At 41.8% G+C, this 20,241-nt stretch carries 15 protein-coding genes and 1 other RNA gene; 8 read left to right on the top strand and 8 right to left on the bottom strand.

Annotation, left to right across the window (positions count from 1 at the left end):
• Positions 1-38 precede the first annotated feature (38 nt).
• The 3 genes from GWR21_RS25780 to GWR21_RS25770 all read right to left on the bottom strand — a co-directional run bounded on the left by GWR21_RS25780 (position 39) and on the right by GWR21_RS25770 (position 3,660).
• Positions 39-536, bottom strand: a complete 498-nt coding sequence (locus tag GWR21_RS25780; RefSeq protein ID WP_162334589.1) for a hypothetical protein — start codon at positions 534-536, stop codon at positions 39-41.
• A gap of 144 nt (positions 537-680) precedes the next feature.
• Entirely contained in the window at positions 681-1,424 is a 744-nt protein-coding gene (locus GWR21_RS25775) for a hypothetical protein (protein ID WP_162334588.1), read from the bottom strand.
• Positions 1,425-1,440: 16 nt separating this feature from the next.
• A complete protein-coding gene (locus GWR21_RS25770; RefSeq protein WP_162334587.1) occupies positions 1,441-3,660 on the bottom strand; it encodes a peptidase domain-containing ABC transporter in 2,220 nt (739 codons plus the stop codon).
• Between the two features lie 308 nt (positions 3,661-3,968).
• Between GWR21_RS25770 and GWR21_RS25765 the strand changes: the two genes are divergently transcribed.
• The 4 genes from GWR21_RS25765 to GWR21_RS25750 all read left to right on the top strand — a co-directional run bounded on the left by GWR21_RS25765 (position 3,969) and on the right by GWR21_RS25750 (position 9,764).
• Entirely contained in the window at positions 3,969-4,124 is a 156-nt protein-coding gene (locus GWR21_RS25765; protein WP_162334586.1) for a hypothetical protein, read from the top strand.
• A gap of 495 nt (positions 4,125-4,619) precedes the next feature.
• Positions 4,620-5,927, top strand: coding sequence for a hypothetical protein (locus GWR21_RS25760; protein ID WP_162334585.1), 1,308 nt, complete (start codon positions 4,620-4,622; stop codon positions 5,925-5,927).
• A 50-nt stretch (positions 5,928-5,977) separates the two neighbouring features.
• Positions 5,978-7,327: a hypothetical protein gene (locus GWR21_RS25755; RefSeq protein WP_162334584.1), complete on the top strand. Its 1,350-nt coding sequence runs from the start codon at positions 5,978-5,980 to the stop codon at positions 7,325-7,327.
• Positions 7,308-9,764, top strand: coding sequence for a TonB-dependent receptor domain-containing protein (locus tag GWR21_RS25750; protein WP_162334583.1), 2,457 nt, complete (start codon positions 7,308-7,310; stop codon positions 9,762-9,764). Before GWR21_RS25755 ends, GWR21_RS25750 begins: the two co-directional genes overlap by 20 nt.
• A 6-nt stretch (positions 9,765-9,770) precedes the next feature.
• On the opposite strand, the gene GWR21_RS25745 is transcribed toward GWR21_RS25750, so the two are convergent.
• Complete coding sequence (locus GWR21_RS25745) at positions 9,771-11,177, bottom strand: S41 family peptidase (protein ID WP_162334582.1); 1,407 nt, start codon at positions 11,175-11,177, stop codon at positions 9,771-9,773.
• A gap of 396 nt (positions 11,178-11,573) precedes the next feature.
• Here GWR21_RS25745 and GWR21_RS25740 point away from each other — a divergent pair, with 396 nt between their 5' ends.
• From GWR21_RS25740 to tnpC, 4 genes are all read left to right on the top strand, one after another.
• Positions 11,574-13,295: an FAD/NAD(P)-binding protein gene (locus tag GWR21_RS25740; protein ID WP_162334581.1), complete on the top strand. Its 1,722-nt coding sequence runs from the start codon at positions 11,574-11,576 to the stop codon at positions 13,293-13,295.
• Between the two features lie 453 nt (positions 13,296-13,748).
• Complete coding sequence (tnpA, locus tag GWR21_RS25735) at positions 13,749-14,081, top strand: IS66 family insertion sequence element accessory protein TnpA (RefSeq protein WP_162334580.1); 333 nt, start codon at positions 13,749-13,751, stop codon at positions 14,079-14,081.
• Positions 14,082-14,438 (top strand): IS66 family insertion sequence element accessory protein TnpB, encoded by a 357-nt coding sequence (tnpB, locus tag GWR21_RS25730; protein WP_262888468.1) that lies wholly within the window; start codon positions 14,082-14,084, stop codon positions 14,436-14,438. It begins immediately after the preceding gene.
• Between the two features lie 49 nt (positions 14,439-14,487).
• Positions 14,488-15,978, top strand: coding sequence for an IS66 family transposase (gene tnpC / locus GWR21_RS25725; RefSeq protein WP_162334578.1), 1,491 nt, complete (start codon positions 14,488-14,490; stop codon positions 15,976-15,978).
• A 30-nt stretch (positions 15,979-16,008) separates the two neighbouring features.
• Here tnpC and GWR21_RS25720 read toward each other — a convergent pair whose 3' ends face one another.
• From GWR21_RS25720 to GWR21_RS25705, 4 genes are all read right to left on the bottom strand, one after another.
• Entirely contained in the window at positions 16,009-16,911 is a 903-nt protein-coding gene (locus GWR21_RS25720) for a site-specific integrase (protein ID WP_162334577.1), read from the bottom strand.
• A gap of 142 nt (positions 16,912-17,053) precedes the next feature.
• Positions 17,054-17,427, bottom strand: a transfer-messenger RNA (tmRNA) gene (gene ssrA / locus GWR21_RS25715).
• 142 nt (positions 17,428-17,569) lie between these two features.
• Positions 17,570-18,904 carry an RIP metalloprotease RseP gene (gene rseP / locus GWR21_RS25710; protein WP_162334576.1) on the bottom strand — a complete coding sequence of 445 codons (1,335 nt, stop codon included), beginning with the start codon at positions 18,902-18,904 and terminating at the stop codon, positions 17,570-17,572.
• Between the two features lie 99 nt (positions 18,905-19,003).
• Positions 19,004-20,170: a 1-deoxy-D-xylulose-5-phosphate reductoisomerase gene (locus GWR21_RS25705; protein ID WP_162334575.1), complete on the bottom strand. Its 1,167-nt coding sequence runs from the start codon at positions 20,168-20,170 to the stop codon at positions 19,004-19,006.
• Positions 20,171-20,241 lie beyond the last annotated feature (71 nt).

The following is a 20,241-nucleotide window of genomic DNA, read 5'->3' as shown; positions in this document are numbered from 1 at the left end:
TATGTGAGTTACCTGCACCTCGCCAACTGATGTATACTTCATTCACTACCTTCCCCACATATAAGGAATCCGTTTTCTGATATATTTCCCTTTATAACATCATTCAGGGCCGAAATTACATGCGAAAGGCTGCCGGCCGGCATTACTTCAAATGGTTCGTCGTTATCAATGACAACAATCCATTTATTGCCTGCACACATGGCGTGCAGCAGGTCAGTCAGCTTATAATTTTGTTCTTCGGGATCTTCAGGCTCTTCATCATCCGGGAAATCCATCCGTAATTTTGTGGTATATAGATCAAGTCCCGGGCCTTTTACGCTTACATGCTGCCACTGAATAGCGGCGTACGTGGCAGGAATATTTTGTTGCACAAAACTATGCACCTGTGTATAAACAAGTTTATAATTAGTGCCAAAACTGGCTTCTGGCGGCCCCTGAGCATAACTTTCACCCTGCCATTCATATAGGGGTACTTTAAATAAGATACCAGGAATGTTCACACCGGAGGGAATGAGTATGTCTAAAAGGAGCTCCATAAATACGTCTTCGTGCTATTGTTCAGTCCATGATACATATACTGCAAGTTTACTGTTTATTTCAGGATATCCTTTCAGTTTTTGTAATTCGCAGACTGACAATTGTAGTTAGTGTTAAACTAACAAGTATGCGTATCAACCGCTTCATTTTTCACGGTTGAGCATGTATCTCAGCATACTTCCACTTTTAATTGTAATAGTGGCTTTACTCTCCATGCCCTGGTATATCCTTCCATTTGGAGACAGCTGTTTCAGGTCATTACCATTCACGCCAATAGTCAGCACATGACCGTTTATCGCGTTTGGTATCTCAGATAAATGTAGTGTACCCGTTTTAATAATAATATTTTTGCCATCGGGAGTACTTAGCTTTACTTCTGGTCTTTTATCAACGGTGGCCAGCAATTTATACATTTTCTCATCTGCGATGCCGAGTGCGATCAGGCTGTCCTGATCATTCAATACCGGCAAGATCTTAAGCAGGGTATCGTTCTTAACTACGTTTGTAATGTCAAAAAGAGCATTATTCACATAATAGATATATCCTGTTTCAGCAGCCGTAATATAAGTATAGCCGGCCTGCTCAGGCACAGACAATACCAGTATTGTATCGCCGTTGCTGACCTGTTCCCGGCCTTTCAGCCGATTACTTACTACTTTACCGGTTACCGGCGCAACCACCCAGCCAGGAGATCTTCCGCTGATCCGTACAGGAACATTGACCCTTCTATGGTAAGGTACGATTGCTACAAGTCCCAGTAATACAAACAGCGTCAAACAAACAGACATTACCCCCCAGCGCATCAGCCATTTCGGAGTTCTGTCAAGGACTTCATATGAAGCACCATCTTTAATTTCGATATTCTCTTCCATCATTTCAATTGCCATAGGAGTTACATTAAGTTTAAACGCCCAGTTCCAGTTGATTTCTTACCAGATTGAAATAAGCGCCTTTCAGAGAGATCAGCTCACTGTGGTTACCTGATTCAATGATGCGGCCTTTTTCCATTACGATGATCTGATCAGCATTTTTTACGGTACTCAGGCGATGGGCGACCACCACAACTGTCTTATCTTTGAAGAACTGCTGGAGATTATCTATAATAGTGCGCTCATTATTTGCATCAAGGGCATTTGTAGCCTCATCAAGAAAGATATACTGCGGGTTCTTGTAGATAGCCCTTGCAATAAGGATGCGTTGTTTCTGGCCCTGGCTCAGGCCCATACCATCTATTCCGATTTTTGTATTATAACCGAGTGGCAGGGTCTCAATGAATTCTTTTATGTTGGCCATTCTCACGGCATTCAGTAGTCTTTTCTTATCGATCTCATCGAAGCCTACTGCGATATTCTTTGCTATCGTGTCAGAAAAAATGAAACCATCTTGTAGTACAACACCGCATTTGCTTCTCCAGAAATCTTCATCCACAAGCCCCAGATCCTGGTTCCCGACTGCAATGATCCCACCGGTGGGCTCGTAAAACTTCAGCAGCAGTTTAAGGAGCGTAGTTTTTCCACTACCACTCAATCCAACAATAGCGGTCACCCTTCCCTTTGGAATGCTGAAGTTGACACCACTCAGCACATTAAAATAGTGCGTGCCCTCATACTTGAAACTGAGGTCTTTTATATGAATAGAATTTTCCCTGAAGGCATCATTATCAGCGATGGTTCCAGCCGCCTTTGCAGGCGCATCTTCGGAGAGATGTATTTCAGCGATACGTTCAATACTTATCTGCGCATCCTGATAGGCATTTAAAAATTCAAGCAGGTTGACGAGAGGGACGTTCAGTTCGCCGACAATGAATTGTACCGCCAGCATTTCACCCAGTGTCATCTTATTACCGATAACAAGACTGGTACAAATGAACGTAGCGGCAATGTTCTTGAGTGTATTAATAGATTGCGCCCCTACCCGCTGAAACTGTTCAAGGGTCAGGTATTTTATATTGATACGGAACAATCTGGCCTGGATAGATTGCCATTCCCAACGTTTATGTCGTTCAGCATTCTGCAGCTTTATCTCCTGCATGCCATTGATGATCTCTACCAGCTTTCCCTTATTGTTTGCCATTTCAATAAAGCGCTTATAGTCCAGTTGCTTTCGCTTCTTCTGGAAATAATAGATCCATCCGACAAAGAAAGCCCCGCCCCCAATGAATACAGCGAAGATGATCATGCTGTAATACATAAGTAAACCGGTAAAGACGAAGAAGCTGATGATAGAAAGAACAAAACGGAAGGTGCCATTTGTAAGGAACTCTTCTATTCTTTTGTGATCATCGATACGCTGCAGCAGGTCGCCTGACATCTTTGTATCAAAATATTTCACCGGTTTACGGATAAGCTTCTTCAGAAAATCTGATATTATAGATACGTTGACCCGCGTGCCTATATACAACAGTGCCCAGCTTTGTACAAGGGAGATCACTGTCTCTCCGGCAAATATTGTTATCTGTCCGAAGAGTATCAGGTATACATAATTGATATCCCTGTTGCCGATGCCAATGTCAACTATACTTTGTGTAAGGAAAGGAAACATTAACTGCAGCACCGTGCTTACTATCACACCTATTCCGAGATTGATCAGCATTTTTTTATGCTGACTGAAATGGCTTAATAAGAATCTCAGTCCGGTTTTCGCGTGACTCGGCTGCGAAGATTCATCAGTCCTGTCATGAAATGCAGATGTAGGTTCCAGTACGATGATAACTCCAAAGTCTTCACCATCTTCCTTTCCGCTGATCCAGGAACTGAGGAAATCTTCTTTTTTCAGCTTGAGTTTGCCGGCATCCGGATCAGCTATAAAGACATAATTTTTTGTGATCTTGTATACAACTATAAAATGATTTTGTTTCCAGTGTGCAATGAATGGAACCTGGATCTGATGTTCAAGTGTTGCGAATGTGGCCTTTAGTGCGACGCTGTTAAAGCCAAGTTGATCTGCAGCATTGCTGATGCCTAATACAGAGACGCCCTCCTTTCCGATATTACAAAGTTCCCGTAAGTAAGATATGGAAAACTCCTTCCCGTAAAACTTTGATATCATCCGGACACACGCAGGGCCGCAGTCTTTGGCATCATACTGCGGATAATATGGGAAATAGGTGGGCTTAAATAACATCTCAGATTATGTTTTGTAAGGTCTCTTGTATGAACGGTTAACCTGTATTGTGGGTTAAATTTCTTCTTCGGGTCTCTTCAAAAAACAGGTATTATCAAATGTACATAAAGTGATTCATAAAGTTATTATAAAGTTGAAATTTCAGATCATCGGAACAGTTAGTAAAATATTATCGGCTGAAACTATTTACCAGTAAGCACTACAGAGGATACATCATTCCATCTCCGATAAAAAAAAATTTGTTGAATAAAAACCTTTACCTATTTTTATAAGGTTAACCATTTTATTTACCCTCAAAACTCTACCTCATGAACCAAGAGAAAAAATCCTTGAACATGAATCCAAAAGATTTCTTAGGCGCTAAAGTTATTTCTCCACTGGAGCAAGAAAAATTAGTTGGTGGCTTAGCTGCAGCTGAGAAAGAAAAAGAAAAAGAAAAAGAAAAAGTGAAACAAGCTGCATAAGCTTAAGACACTGGCAGATTGGCTTTCGCCAATCTGCCTACTCCCTCTGATAATCCTAAAAGTGCTTACTCATGGCCAATAAGAGCATTGCCCAAAAGGAAATTACGGGAACAACATTACTCTATATCCTCTATAAGCAACAACAGCCTGAACCAGCATCATTGACACATACTAGTTAAATATTTGCAGCATTTCATATAATGCTTTTACTCCACTTACTTATTTAACCCTGCTGCACAAACAGTGCAACGCGGCTGCTATTGCCAAACCGTAAGCCTGTTATGTTAAAGCAAGGTGACAATAAAATATGAAATGCCGAAACAATCATACAGCTGATTCAGGACAATCCCGATCACCTTATCAGAAGGACACTTCACTATTCATTACAGCCATGAAAAAGAAGCGCATCTAACAATAGCTGTCTTCTTTATATCTCTGATCTGATAGATCATTCAACTCCTTTAAGCTTGCCTAGCATTAAAAAAACATTGTGTTATGTTAACTGAAAAACTAGTCATTGCAGCCAATGACCAAAAGATAACAGCTGAATGGTGGGACCTTTTTCTGGAGAAGTGTAAAAACTTTACAGAAACGATTGTCGTTCCCGATGTGCTGTCGGAAAATGAGTGTGAAGCAATGAGCGAAATGACGCTCAGTGCTGTCAGAGAAATTTGCAATCGTCAAAACAGCAGTTATGATTTCAGGTTCTACCAGGGCACGGAAAGCATGAATGAGGAATATCTGAAGCAGCATGTCTATCCGTATCCACCGTTACCGGGAGAAAGCTTTGAAACCTGGGCAGCCAGAGCATTTAAAGACATGAAGTTTGGTATCATATTGAATTACGGAGAGAAGTTTTCGCCGGAGATGGCTGAAATGATCGGTAAGTATGTAAGCCCTTTACTTGAAAAAATTGGCGTGCCCGTAAATGGTACGTGTATCACAATATTTATAGGTAACTACGGATATACTCCTTTAGGTATTCATCAGGACCATAAAGGAGAAAACGTTATTCACTTTCATCTGGGTCCCGGAGGAAAAATTATGTATAACTGGGAAGCGGAAGAATTCAAAAAACTAGGTGGCTCCCAAAACTATATGGGTATAGAGGAAATGCTGCCACATGCTACGGCATATCCTTTTAAGAAAGGAGACATTTATTATATGCCATGGGACAAATTTCATATCGGATACTCCGATGAACTGTCTATTGGCGTTTCATTATGGTTCAATAATCTTCCACGTAAAAAAATGATGGATAAACTCGTGAGCTCTATCATGAGTCAATACATCAACCAGGAAGATAACACCATCACCAAACCGGAAAAAGATATCAATAACCTTCAGGGGTTTAGTGAGATAGAGGCACTCTTCAACTTTGATGAAGACGTTAAAAATCTGACCACTGAAGCGTTCCTTCAACATACATATAAAGAATACATCAGGGCATTATTCAGCAATGCCGGCTGGCGTTCCAGGCCACTCTCACTGGAACAGGAAATAAACTATGACGAAAACGATTTTGAATTCCTAAGAGATAAGACTATCCAGAAAATAACACCTTTTGTCCTGCATCATACACTGGCAGAAGGCGGTAGTAAGCTGATCATCTATTGCAGAGCCTCTAAAATTGAAATCAATTATCATCCGGAATTTCTGAACATCATTGACAAACTGAATGCAGGTGATAGCTATCTAAGCAACGATCTCATAGCTGACCTTGCAAAGGAATGGCCGGAAGAAGTCGGCTATTATTTCCTGTCACTGTTGTATAACAGAAGAGGCATTCAGATCCTACATTAATAATCTGCACAATTGATGATCAATTTTGTAACCTGGAAAAATTAACTAAAATGGACACCTTAATCCCTGAAGTGATCTCTGCACAAACAATTACTACTAAATATAACATTGATGATGCCTGGTGGGAGCAGTTCCTGCAAACATCTAATAACCTGACTTCGACTACCGTGGTGAAAGACGTCATGTCCGACACTGAATGCGGTGAGATGGAAACCATGGTCGTAAAAGCGATACGTGAGATATGCAAACTCAAAACAGATGCATATGGGTTCAGGGCCTACCAGGATGGTAAGAAAATGAACTGGCAACAACTGGAAAACACAGTTTTTCTGCAGCCTCCTGGCCTGGGAGAATCTCTTGAAGACTGGGCTAAACGTATATTCGAAGATAAAAAATTCGGGCTGATCATTAACAGTGGTGAGAAATTCTCGAGCGAGCTTGCGCAAAGACTCGCTATTTATGCAAGTCCATTACTCAAGAAAATGGGCATTCCGCTGAATGGACTTCATACTACTATTTTCATTGGTAACTATGGCAAGACACCGTTAGGCATCCATCAGGATCATACCGGCGCAAACGTGATCCATTTTCACCTGGGGCCTGGTGGTAAAATAATGTATAACTGGGAAGAAGGGCTTTTTAAACAACTGCTGAATGGCAGAGAGAAAGCAGATGTTCCGCTGGAAGAACTGCTACCTCATGCAAAGGACTATCCATTCAACCGGGGTGATATCTATTTTATGCCATGGAACCAGTTCCATATAGGACAGTCTGATGAGTTTTCCGTTGGTGTAACCCTCTGGTTTGACAATCATACCAGGAGGCGTGTACTGAGTAATATCTTCGACTCCTGGAAACTGCAATATGTGGACATGGAAGATATGAATATTATCATGCCGGAAAAAAGCATGCATGAGCTGCATGGCTTTCAGGACATCGGCGCAGTACTCAAAATGGATGAGCGGCTGAAACAGAAAACGTTTCCTGAATTTCTGAAGACCGTATATGAAGAACTAATGTATTCTTTATTCAGTAATGCCGGTTGGTCTACCTGTCCGTTATCTCTTACTCAGGAATTTGCGTACGACGAAGATAATTATGAGAATCTTGACAATAAAATCGTACAATTGCTGCATCCTTTCAGGATACTCTATAGACACGTTGAAGAAGAAGGAAAACTACATCTCTTTGCCCGCGGCTCCAAAATAGAATTCAACTATCATCCGGAGATCGTGGCACTGGTAGATAAACTAAATGAAGGCGAGGCACTGGACATCTCTCATATTGCCCATGAGATCTTCAGTGAAATGCCGAAGGAAGTAGCGCTGTATATTCTCTCATTATTATATAACCGAAGAAGTATAACCATAGTTGCACCACATGAATCTGACCCGGATTAATAGTTTCACCAAAACAAAAACAATTGTATATACCAGTGTTTTGATGACGCTGGCTGGTCTGATAAGAACCACGCCTTCGTATTCGCAGCATAAAAACTTTCAGGTAAAAGGACATGTATACGATGAGACCAGTAAAAAACCGGTCAGTGCAGTATCCATTGAGCTCTACAATGCCAGTCCTCTTACGAAGATTAAAAGTACCACCAGTGACTCCACAGGAAAATTTAGTTTCCAGGTGGCTGACACTGGCCACTTTATTATCAGGCTTTCAGACATCATGCATGAGGGATTGCAACAAAAGGTGACCATTATTAATTCGGATATCAATATAGATACGCTCTACCTTGCAACAAGGGTAACAACGCTGCAGGAGATTGCCGTTGTCACTAAAAAACAGTTTATAGAGCGAAAGGTCGACAAACTGGTGCTAAACGTTGAAAGCAGTCCGGCGTCAGCAGGTGGTTCCATCATGGATGTGCTACAGACTGCGCCTGGCGTTTCCGTTACTGATGACCTTATTTCCATCAAAGGGAAGAAGGGTGTCACCATTATGATCAATGGACGGCCCAGCAGCCTGTCTTCTTCCGACCTGACGCGTATACTGCAGAATTTCCCGGCGGGTGCCGTCACCCGGATAGAGATCCTAACCAATCCATCTGCACAGAATGATGCTGCCGGAAGCGCAGGCATTATTAACATTGTTACCAAGAAGTTGCAGGTAGACGGTTTCAATGGCAGTATCAATGGCTCCGCTGGCTTTGGTGTTTATCCCAAGTATAATGGTGGTGTGATCCTTAACTACAAGGTCAACCGGCTCAATCTATTTGGCAATTATAATATATCCAATACTACAGGGTTTGGAAAATATACGAGTAAACGCATCATTGACCAACTGGTATTTGATGAAACCGGGCATACCAAAGCGCATAATTCCTCTCAGAATTTCAACATCGGTTTAGACTATGAAATAGGTAAAAAGCAGCTGATCGGTATCTCTATGTCAGGAGATATATTAAAAAGTAATTCCAGAGAAGATTTCAACACGAAGTTTATTCAGAACAAAATGGACTCTTCTCTGAGAGTCTATAACGTCGAGCAATCTGATTACAACAATCTCTCCTGGAACCTCCATCATAACTTCAACATTAATAACAAGGGACGGAAACTGACTACCAATATCGACTACTCTACGTTCTCCGCACCGACCGACGCGCTCTTCAGCAACTCTTATATGGATCAGGATGGTGGGTTATTAAGAGAGGTGGAACAACTCAGGAATAACAGTGAGGTATCCATTAAAATCGGTAGTGCAAAAATGGACTACACACATCCTGTAAGCAAAATGGACATGACTATTATGGCAGGGTTAAAATCAAGTATCGTAAGAACCGATAGTGATATCCGGTTTGATAACAAATACGGAGATTCCTGGCATACAGACACTGGAAAGACCAATCACTTTATTTATGACGAGTATATCAACGCTGCCTATTTTAATGTAAATAAAAAGATCGGTGCCTATGAGATACAGGCCGGTCTGAGAGCTGAGCAAACAAATAATACCGGCAACCTGATCACCGGAAACCTCATCAACAAAAATGATTACCTTCAGTTCTTCCCTTCTTTCTTTATTAGCAGGAAGTTGGGAGCATCGCACCAGATCAACTTCTCTTACGGGAGAAGAATAAACAGACCTTCTTATGAGGATCTAAATCCTTTTATATTCTACAACTCTCCCTACTCATATTATCAGGGGAATACATCGCTCAGACCCGAGTTTACAAATGCGCTGGAACTGGGATATTCGCTGAATGATGAATTTCTCGTATCCTTCAGTTACAGCCATACCAAAGACTACTTTACCTATCTAAGTTATCTGAATGATACGACGAAAGTCACAAAGGAAAGTATCAGCAACTTTAACCGCTATCGCAGCCTGGGAACAAGCCTGTCACTGGACAAAGACCTCTTTGACTGGTGGCACCTGTCCTGTAACGCGGACATCTTCTATGAAGAGTTCTCCTCTTTTTACCAAACGCAGGCATTTAAGAACAATATCATCAATGTTAACACAAACCTGACTACAGAGTTTTCCTTACCTGGGAACAGCGCCCTTTTACTGACAGGAATCTATCGCTCGCCTACATTAGATGGCATAAAAAAGAACCTTTCGCGCTACAAAGTAGATCTGGGATATAGGAAAAGCTGGTTTGACAAGAAACTCATTTTAAAGGTCGCCGCTCGTGACATCTTCTATATTTATCGCAGAAACGGCATCAATCGTATTGGGAACTTAAATCAGGAGTTTACCAACCGGAATGACAGCAGGGTCATCTCCTTTGACCTGACTTATAAATTTGGGAATCAAAAGAAAAAAACAAGCAGGGAGAAAACCAGTAATACGGACGAGCTGAAACGTATAAAGGGATTGAATTAAACTATATCATTTCTTCTTAATCAGCCGCAGGGTGGTATCCAACACCGTATCATGGTTATTCATGAAACCGGAGAGGGTTTGTCTGACAGTAATATCAGGAAGCACACCCACACCAAAAGGAATATTTTCCTTCGGGGTAACAAACTGCTCAATATCGACCACAGAGATACGGAACGCAATGCCTGTTCCGGGAAGCCGGTAATTGACCTTATTATGCCCGGTATGACCATAATAGCCGCCCATTGTCTCTTCACCAATAACAGTAGCAGCTCCTTCACTTTTTATCATAGCGGCAAACAGTGATGCCGCGGAGGCAACAGCAGGACTCACCAGTAAGTAGATCTTTCCTGAAAATGCCAGCGGATTTACCTGCCAGACAGGATTATATTTAGGATGCTGAAAATATCTGCCGTTGTTGAAAACATTATGTTCCTTTCTGAAATTCCTTTGTATATCAAGTTTGTCGGCGCGCGGATCTGTACAATACTGACGATAGGGGATCTTCTGGAAGATGGTAAATGCTTCACTATTCTCCCTGAATGGCTTCGTAGCCAGGTAAGAAAAAGTCAGCAGATCATTAGGATCAGATCCACCACCGTTGTGCCGGATATCCACTATCAGATTGCTGACATGCTTTTCTCTCAGTATAGTAAACGTTCGTTTTAAGAAGCGCTTATACGCTTTATGCTTGGCGGAATGCTCATTGCCCAGGGAAAAGCTAGGAATGGTTAAGACGCCTGTATTAAGGCCGTCTATGATGTTAAAGGAATAGGTCTTCGTATTGGTCGTATCGAAGGCCAGTGAGTGACGGCTTTTGTAAAGAAGCATTACATCTGCCCAGGTCACAGGTGACAGTCTGATAGTTTGTACAGATGCCTGTTCATTGATCCGGTATGCAATATCAAACATCTTGACTGCTCCGTACTCCAGTCGGTAGAACCATCCAAAACGTGCATTAATGCCCATTTGCTTACCCGTAGTATTCACCCCATCCGTCGTGTAATACTTATAGAGATCGGGTAAGATCTGTTCGATACTGCGGCCATTAATACTAACGATCTCCGCTCCCAGGGGGATCTCTCCGGCAGTTGTATTCACAAGTAGCCGGCCGTCAATCATCTTCACAGGATAGGGAAAAAACGTCCTTTCGGCTTCCAGTTTCTCTTTGACATCTGATGGAAGATAGATATCATCATGCAGGCTACCTACGTATGAGAGTACCGCAGACAGATACTTGTAATATGCCAGCGTAGTGGTTTCTTCATTGATCTGGCTCGCATAATGGTTGAAGATACTGTCTATCTGCTGACGGGAATGGTATTTATACAGTCCTGCATGCGCATTTTCCAAAATACCTTTGAAGAGACTGAGGTCATTTAATAGGATGTTTTTTTGTGCGAAGACTGTTTGCATATAAAAAGAACAGATCAACAAAAGAGTATATCGTTTTGAGGATAGCAATATATCAACTGGTGTTTTAGATGTATATACTAGTGTCAGGTCTTGTTCTAAAGGTAAATGATTAATTTAAATTGGGCAAGGCGGTATGCAGCGTTATCAGATCCCTGTTCTTTTAGATTATGCTGCTATTTTCCACGACTCTGTTCGTAAAACATGTCGCAAGATATACACAGTTTGTGCAGGTTAGCAGAATACAGGGTGTATTCTGCGGTTGGATGGCTGGCAATGGCCTGATCACGGGTCGATTCAGTTAATTCATAAGCTCGCATCATTTTTGTCTACCTGATTGGTAATCGGCAGTATTAAATAGTTAAAGTAAAAAAACAAAGCGAAAAAAACAGTAAGCAATTGAAACAGGAAAAACGCTCTATAGCTATACTTGGTGGGGGGCCAAGTGCCCTTTTTATGTATAAGCGTCTGGTCGAATCGCAGGCCAACCATTTTACAGTAACAATTTACGAGAAAGGCCCCTGTCTGGGAAGTGGCATGCCTTATAGTTCCAGCGGAGCCGGGGATGAGCATATCACAAATGTGTCTGCAAATGAAATTCCGAAACTGACAATGTCAGTTACAGAATGGATGAAAACACTCCCTAAATCAAGTTTAGATAAGTATAATATTGATATTAACCGGTTCAACGATTATAAAGTCTTACCGCGCCTGCTATTTGGTCAATATTTGACCGACCAGTTCAGCCTTTTGCATAAACAGGCCCGGGAACAGGGTTTAGTCACAACTATTCATTATAATAGTCTTATCAATGATGTTATTGATGATCCGAAAAGTGGAACTATTTGCGTAGTACTATCTAATGGATCCAAATACATACATGATAAAATTATTATTTGTACCGGACATCTATGGCCTAAAAAATATGAGGGTAAAATACCAGGATGGTTCGATTCTCCTTATCCACCTGTAAAGATATCCAAACAATGCAATCAGCATATTGCTATCAGGGGAGCGTCTCTAACTGCAATTGACGCGATCCGGACCCTTGCCAAACACAATGGTGTGTTTTCGAGGAAGGAGAACGGTATCCTGACATTTGATGTGAATGCCGATAGCCCGGATTTCAAAATTACCATGATGTCGCGTAATGGATTATTACCTGCAGTCCGCTTCCATTTAGAGGATTCACATCTTGGCAAGGGAACAATATTAACTCCACAACAGATACTGGAGAATAGAGCGTCCAATGAAGGTTTCCTATCTTTAGACTATGTATTTGAACAAAATTTTAAAGAAGGCATCAGGCGACAGGATCCTGAATTTTATGAGGCGATCAGGAGCTTTAAAATGGAAGAATTTGTGGAGTATGTGATGGAGTTGAGAGAGCGGTTGGATCCTTTTGAACTTTTGAAAGCCGAATACAAAGAAGCAGAGAAATCAATAAAAAGAAAAGAATCGATCTACTGGAAAGAAATGCTGGCCGTTTTGAGTTTCACCATGAATTACCCTGCCAAGTATTTCTCTGCTGAAGATACGCTGCGATTACAAAAAGTGCTGATGCCCTTAATCTCCATTGTCATTGCTTTTGTACCACAAAGTTCAGCTGAAACTTTAATTGCACTTCATAATGCTGGACGTTTAGATATGATAGCCGTTGGCGAAAAAAGTGAAGTAAGGCCAGGAGAATCAGAAGGAGCTATATATAAGTACCTGGATGAGAATGGCCATTCGAAAGAAGACAGATTTGGCCTTTTTATAGACTGTATCGGGCAACCACATCTGAACTTTGAAGATATCCCCTATCAAAGTCTTATTGTTAATCATTCATTTAGCCGTGCTAAAATCAAATTCCGTGATCAAACTGAAGGACAGCGGCTTCAACGCGAGGGTCAAGTAAATGTATCTGTAAGCAAAGATGATCAATATTATCTAACTGTCCCCGGAATTGCTATTAACGATCAATTTCAGGCGTTGGATGAATTCAATGCCATCAATGAACGGATCTATGTGATGACCGTGCCTTTTATTGGAGGCTTCAACCCGGATTACTCGGGGCTTGATTTCTGCGAGGCAGCTTCCGCTCAGATAATGGGCAGCCTGCTGCAAGAAAATATGTAAATATTTATATTAGACAGGTAGTATCCTTGGTGTGTGAATAGCAAATATCGGTGAACCAGTTGCGGAAATTAATTGAAGTCCCAAGGCTAATCCACCGGTACGTCCCTTTATATTATCGTCATTATTGCCTCGAAGGAAATGAGGGATATGGCTGACATAAAAAGATATAAACCGATAGCTAAAGTAGGTACTGCATATCCCAGAGGGATTAGGCTTTAGTGCATTTTTAAAGTTATGCCCTTAAACTGCAAGTATTTCGGTGATACTGATGATAGCAAGTTTTCATCTTGTTTGGCCGTAACTTTTATGCGTTCAACCTGATCACCGGACCAGTTGTAAAATTACTTTCTGAGGAAAGAAGTGTTGGTGAGTATATATGTAAGGTTCCGGTAGACAGCATCTTCGGCATGTAAGTCTGAGGGTTTATGTTTGCGTTGTTTAAATATGCCCTGTATGCAACCAACCAATAATTCCACGATACGTTCATTTACAATATCGGAGAAGAAGAATATCGCGATGCAATGGAGCCAGTCAAACGTAAAGATGCAAGTGTTTTGTGATAATCATGGAATCACGGTCTCCATGCTCAAGAACTGGAGGAAGCAGTTTGCCACTCCTGCAAAAGTTCCCAGACGAAAACATTTCATTCAGCTCACACCTTCTAGGGCGAGTATACCAGATATTGCACTTCCATTCGCGGAGGTGGTATCTTTATCAGGTAACAGGATAATTTTTCATTCGGCGGTCAACACAGACATGCTAAAAGAGCTACTAAACAGTAAATAAATGCTGGCACTCTCGTCCTCATGCAGGTATTTTCTGTATACTCAGCCAATCATGATAAGTAGTAGCTTTTACAAACTGGCGGCTATTGTCAATCAACAGATGCATTTGGATCCTTTAACCGGGGATGTCTATATTTTCTTTAACCGCAGAGCTACACATATCAAGCTACTTCAATGGCAGCAAGATGGATTTGCGATTTATTACAAGCGGCTTGAGAAGGGAACATTTGAGATTCCTAAACCAGGTGGGGTACAATCCTCGCTTACTTCTACACAATTGATGCTTATTCTGCAAGGCATTCAGATGGATAAAGTCCAGTACCGCAGGCGGTATTTTCGACAATCTTCCGATCATTAACATCGCGCTAACAAATAATTGATTTCCATTTGATAACATTGCAATTGCAATGAGTACGTCAGCAAAAGATAATGATTACAAACAGCTCTATGAGTCTGCCATCAACAAGGTTGAGCAGCTGCAGCATGAATTGAATCAGCTCAAGAAGATGATTTTCGGAGTTCGCCAGGAGCGATTTATTCCCGCAGATAAGAATCAACTGGCACTCGATATTCCAACAGAACAATCTGCTGCTGTTTGCAACGTGTTAGATGCAAAGAAGGTGACTTATGTCAAAGTTGTAAAACAAGATGCGACTCAAGCCAGAGATAGCCGTCATACCATACCATCTCACTTACGAAGAGAAGATGTAATTATAGATCCAGACCATATACCAGCTGGTAGTAAACATATTGGCACCACTGAAACTGAAGTGCTGGAATACAAACCCGCTGAAATTTATGTAGTCCGTTACATCCGTAACAAGTACCTTCTCCCATCTGCGAATGAGACGTCGTCAAAAATTATTGTTGGACCTTTGCCAACATTACCAGTTGCAAAATCGATGATGGGGCCAGGCTTACTGGCTCAACTGGTTGTTGAGAAGATCTGCGATCATCTCCCCGTGCATCGCCAGCAACAACGTCTGGAAAGAGATGGCATAAAGCTACCATACTCAACGCTGAGTGATGGTTTTGCTAAGACAGCTGCGTTAATTACTCCTATTTACAGAGCGCTGGTAACAGAAGTACTCAACGCTGACTATTTGCAGGCTGATGAGACATCGGTACCAGTGCTCGACAAGGATAAGAAAGGGAGCACTCATCGGGGGTATTACTGGCTCTATCAGGATAGTATTAATAAGCTGCTTGTCTTTGATTATCAACCCGGGCGTGGCCGGGAAGGACCCGCAGAAATGCTGAAAGATTTTTATGGTACGCTGCAAACAGACGCTTACTCTGCATATAATAGCATCGTTGATACCAATAATATAACATTGATCCACTGTCTTGCTCATGCAAGAAGGTACTTATCTGACGCTATTTACAGCGACCGGGAAAGAGCAGAATATGTATTGGAACAGTTACAGCTCGTCTATCAGATTGAACGCGATAGCAGAGCGTTAAATCACGACAATGAAAAACGAGCAGCTTCAAGACAGAAGCACTCCTTACCTATACTGAAGAAATTAGGAAGCTGGATGGAAGACCAATACAAGCAGGTACTTCCACAAAGCCCGATAGGAAAAGCCCTTGCCTATAGTATAAAACGCTGGGATAAACTCTGTGCCTTCGTGTATGATGGAAAGCTACATCCAGATAATAACGCGGCTGAGAGATCTATAAGAGCGACTTTTATAGGCCGAAAGAATTACCTCTTTGCCGGGAGCCATGAATCAGCAAAGCGAATTGCAATGCTCTACAGCCTGATCGGAACCTGTAAACTACATAACATTAATCCCAGCCTTTGGCTAAAGGACGTTTTAATGGTCATTAACGACCATCCCATCAACAGAATCAAAGAGCTCCTACCTCATATCTGGATCACGAAGCAAAAGTAACGCTCTCCAAAATCATTACATAGGTGCTGTCTACCGGATACTTACAATTAATGGAACCCGAACAGGTATTTTACTTTTTGTCCTTGTAGTAAATATCCATTGTTGGCCAAGCAAATCAATGATATGAGAAGATTGCAGATTTTTTAAATCTATATAAGATAGGCCAGAATAAACCTGAAAGAGAAAAATCTTTTTTACACTCTCTAATCGTGGAATGTCAAAAATCTTTCCCTCTATCCTACTTAATTCATCTTTAGTCAAAAACACCGTTGTTACAGGCTTAATTTTACTTTTATAGCCAGCGAAAGGGTCTGTCGAAATATATTGGTTGTCTAGCGCCGAATTTATCACTCTACGTAGGTTTTTGATGTATTTGACAGCTGAATTATGATTACAGCCTCTAACCACCTTAAAATAGTGTTCAAATTCATTCAAAAACGAAAGATTCAATTGTGAGATTAATATATCGGATTGATTAAACTTATGTTTTAAAAAATTTTGAACATGTATAAGCGTCGTATTGTACCTTTTTAATGTAGCTGGGGCATAGTCCTTCCCTTCCAATTCTTTCATTTTTGCGTTATGACTTGTAAAAAGCTGAAGTAACGTTTTGAATTCAATGTTTTCCCCAAGCATCCTACTCTTAATCATTTCGGGCGTGAAGTCAGTCTCTAGTTCCATAAGCTGCTTAAAAGATTGCTTGAATTTTTTCTTTAATATCTCCAACTTCTCATTCAACATTTCAACATCTTCTTCCCTATCCCGTATTACCTGCCTGTTACCATCCCAATTTTTACTTGAAACAAAAATTCCAGTTGAGAGTTCTGTTTTAGATGAGCCAACAATTATCCTCATGTATATAGGTGATTGCCCTTTCTTATTTAGTTTGGATTTATATAACCAGAAGTTGTATTTAGTTTTTAATATGTTCATTTTTAAGGAGTTATAAGGTTAATTAATTGGATATTGGGGTTACCAATATGGGTTTATTAACTCCTTAATTATGGGGCACGTATAAATAAAAATGGCTCATAATCATTGATTATGAGCCATTTCAAACTTAATAAAGTAACTGAAGTGGAGTCGGCGGGAATCGAACCCGCGTCCAAACATATCCGCCGAAAGCTTTCTACATGTTTATTTGCGCATTGGTTTGTCGGGACCTTGCCAGGGGCGCAACTAACCAGCCCGGTCCTTATCCGTTTAGTTTCGGTACCCACTCACAGAAACCATGAGTACCTATTCCGCTAAGGTTTTGATTAGGCGGCGGCAGTTCTAGCAGACAGCAACTGCGGCGGCCAAAATGGGTGCGCTAATCGCTGATTAGGCAGCCATGGCGTAATTAGATTCGCCATTTGAAGTTTGTATATTCAGATTTACGTGCTAATTATACAACGCACGACATGCTTACACTTTCAAAGATCTATGCTGTCAAAACCAGGCGACCCCAGTTTGCTTTCTCAGCCAACAAAGATACATCATTTTATATAATTCAACAAACTAATCTGACAGACGCCCCTGTCACCAACAGTTAGCTGCATAAAAAAAGCGGTTCGCCTGAGGCGAACCGCTTACTATAACTGATTACCAATTACTTAAAGATACTTCTCCAGATATCCAGTCCGTTTGCATATAACAACAGACTAAACAGGATCACCATCCCGACTATCTGAGCGTATTCCAGGAACTTCTCGCTTGGCTTACGGCCCGTAATGATCTCATACAGCAGGAACAATACGTGACCACCATCCAGCGCCGGAATCGGCAGGATATTCATAAATGCCAGGATAATAGACAACAGCGCCGTCATTTCCCAGAAAGCGATCCAGTCCCAATGAGCAGGGAACAGATTACCAATGCTGATGAAACCACCCAGGGATTCACTCGCCTTTACTTCCTTGGAAACAAAGATCAGACGCAGCTGCTGTACATATTTTACCAGGGTATTGATACATTTGGAGAACCCTGCCGGGATTGCCTCCATTAACGTGTATTCTCTGGTGGCAAACTTAAAGTCGTGTTCCGGATTGCCAGGTGCCATACCCACTGTACCATTCTCAGCTACATTCGCAAGCAACTGGATCGTATCTCCCTCACGTAATACCTGAACAGGAACAGTCTTACTCTTGTATTTCTGCAGTTCCTTCCTGAATTCATGGAAATAGCTGGCAGGTGCCCCATTCACCGACAATGTTCTGTCTCCTTTACGGAAACCAGCTTTTTCGGCGGGTGACTTTGGTAATACGGTATCCACTATGAATGGGATACGTACATCCATCAGTGTACCTTTCCTTTTGATCATTTCACGTACAAAGCCTTCTGGTATTTTAATGTCTACCGGCTGACCGTCACGCTGCACCTGGATGCTTTTTGCCTCGCGAAGAATGATCTCAGCAGGAATAGAGCGGAAGTTTTCTACCGGCTCATTATTTACTGATAATACCATATCTCCGTCACGGAGACCAATGCTGCCAGCAAGTGAGTCGACAGCAATACCGTAAGTCACGTTTTTAGTTGGCAGGTAACTTTCTCCCCAGTGCCATAGCATCATGGCATAGATCAGAAAGCCCAGTACCAGGTTCACCGTAACACCACCGATCATAATGATCAGACGCTGCCAGGCTGGTTTGGAACGGAATTCCCATGGTTGCGGTGGCTTGGCCATCTGCTCACGGTCCATACTCTCATCCACCATGCCTGATATTTTTACATATCCGCCTAAGGGTAACCAGCCGATACCATATTCAGTATCTCCTTTTTTCTTCTTGAACAGGGAAAACCAGGGATCAAAGAACAAATAAAACTTTTCAACCCTTGCTTTAAAAAGCTTGGCGGGGATAAAGTGCCCGAGCTCGTGGAGTACGACCAGAATGGATAGTGACAGTATCAACTGCCCGGCCTTTACCAATATTTCTTGTGTGGTCATGTAGATAGATGAATCTGACAGTAAATATATAATGTTATTAATCTATAGATAGTCCGGCAAATATAGGCGGTTCAACTGCAGTATAGCGTTAATGTAATATTAAATCACTATAGCGTTGATCATGGAATTTGCATATTCTCTGGCCGCCTGATCGCTTTCCAGGTAGTCATGCAGGGTAGGTTTTTCTACGAAAGGTACCTTCACCAGGATTTCTTCTATCACTTCTGTCATCTGCAGGAAACCGATCCTGTTCTTTAGGAAGGCATGTACTACTTCTTCATTAGCAGCATTCATAACACACGCAGCATTTCCTCCCTTATGCATCGCCTCAATGGCAATGGCCAGGTTACGGAAAGTCTTGGTGTCAGGCTGTTCGAATGTCAGGGTAGGATTATTCTTGAATGAGAATTTCGGGAAATCGTTGGCTAATCTCTCCGGAAATCCTAATGCCAGTTGTATAGGTAACTTCATGTCGGGTACGCCCAGCTGTGCTTTCAGCGATCCATCCACAAACTCTACCATAGAGTGAATGATAGACTGTGGATGTATCACTACCTCGATCTTTTCAGGAGGCAGGTTAAACAGCCAGCGCGCTTCGATCATTTCCAGCCCTTTATTCATCAGGGTGGCACAATCTATCGTGATCTTTGCACCCATTCTCCAGTTAGGATGCTGTAACGCATGATCTTTTTTTACATTGATGAGGAAGTTCGGCTTTTTGCCAAGGAAAGGTCCTCCTGAAGCGGTCAGGATCACTTTTTCCACATTTCTCAGGTCTTCTCCGAGTAAACATTGGAAAATTGCAGAATGCTCTGAATCTACCGGTACAACAGGAACATTTCTTTTGTTTGCAGCAGCCATGACAATATCACCCGCTACTACAAGTGTTTCCTTATTGGCCAGTGCGATAGGTGTTCCCTGCTCGATAGCTGCCAGTGTTGGCGCCAGACCAGCAAACCCCATAATAGCAGCCAGCATCATATCAATGGAACTCCAGGCGGCAACTTCTACCATCGCCTTCGCACCTGCAAATACCTTGATACCTTTATCAAATAATACGTCTTTTACTTTCTGATATTGTGTTTCATCAGCTATTACCACTGCATTCGGACGAAACTTCAGCGCCTGTTCTATTAAAAGATCGGCATTCGTGCCGCCCGTCAATACTTCTACGCTGAACTTGTCAGGATGAGCTTCAATTACCTCCAATGCCTGGATGCCAATAGATCCTGTGGAGCCAAAGATGGCTATGTTCTTCTTACTCATTGCTGCAATAATAAGGGAAATAAGACAATTAGGAATTAGGAATTAAGAATTGGGAATTAAGAGCAGTGTAT

Source organism: Chitinophaga agri (assembly GCF_010093065.1).
Taxonomy (GTDB): Bacteria; Bacteroidota; Bacteroidia; order Chitinophagales; family Chitinophagaceae; genus Chitinophaga; species Chitinophaga agri.
Note: the sequence above shows the minus strand (reverse complement) of the source record. Positions and strands in the feature narration are given on the sequence as shown.

What these genes read in the sequence shown, in the direction of transcription:
- GWR21_RS25755 (WP_162334584.1), top strand. Translation starts at nt 5,978, where the DNA reads ATGGACACCTTAATCCCTGAAGTGATCTCTGCACAAACAATTACTACT.
- GWR21_RS25775 (WP_162334588.1), bottom strand. Translation starts at nt 1,424, where the DNA reads ATGGCAATTGAAATGATGGAAGAGAATATCGAAATTAAAGATGGTGCT.
- GWR21_RS25780 (WP_162334589.1), bottom strand. Translation starts at nt 536, where the DNA reads ATGGAGCTCCTTTTAGACATACTCATTCCCTCCGGTGTGAACATTCCT.
- GWR21_RS25765 (WP_162334586.1), top strand. Translation starts at nt 3,969, where the DNA reads ATGAACCAAGAGAAAAAATCCTTGAACATGAATCCAAAAGATTTCTTA.
- tnpC (WP_162334578.1), top strand. Translation starts at nt 14,488, where the DNA reads ATGAGTACGTCAGCAAAAGATAATGATTACAAACAGCTCTATGAGTCT.
- GWR21_RS25760 (WP_162334585.1), top strand. Translation starts at nt 4,620, where the DNA reads ATGTTAACTGAAAAACTAGTCATTGCAGCCAATGACCAAAAGATAACA.
- GWR21_RS25770 (WP_162334587.1), bottom strand. Translation starts at nt 3,660, where the DNA reads ATGTTATTTAAGCCCACCTATTTCCCATATTATCCGCAGTATGATGCC.
- GWR21_RS25745 (WP_162334582.1), bottom strand. Translation starts at nt 11,177, where the DNA reads ATGCAAACAGTCTTCGCACAAAAAAACATCCTATTAAATGACCTCAGT.
- GWR21_RS25705 (WP_162334575.1), bottom strand. Translation starts at nt 20,170, where the DNA reads ATGAGTAAGAAGAACATAGCCATCTTTGGCTCCACAGGATCTATTGGC.
- tnpA (WP_162334580.1), top strand. Translation starts at nt 13,749, where the DNA reads ATGCAACCAACCAATAATTCCACGATACGTTCATTTACAATATCGGAG.
- tnpB (WP_262888468.1), top strand. Translation starts at nt 14,082, where the DNA reads ATGCTGGCACTCTCGTCCTCATGCAGGTATTTTCTGTATACTCAGCCA.
- GWR21_RS25750 (WP_162334583.1), top strand. Translation starts at nt 7,308, where the DNA reads ATGAATCTGACCCGGATTAATAGTTTCACCAAAACAAAAACAATTGTA.
- GWR21_RS25720 (WP_162334577.1), bottom strand. Translation starts at nt 16,911, where the DNA reads ATGAACATATTAAAAACTAAATACAACTTCTGGTTATATAAATCCAAA.
- rseP (WP_162334576.1), bottom strand. Translation starts at nt 18,904, where the DNA reads ATGACCACACAAGAAATATTGGTAAAGGCCGGGCAGTTGATACTGTCA.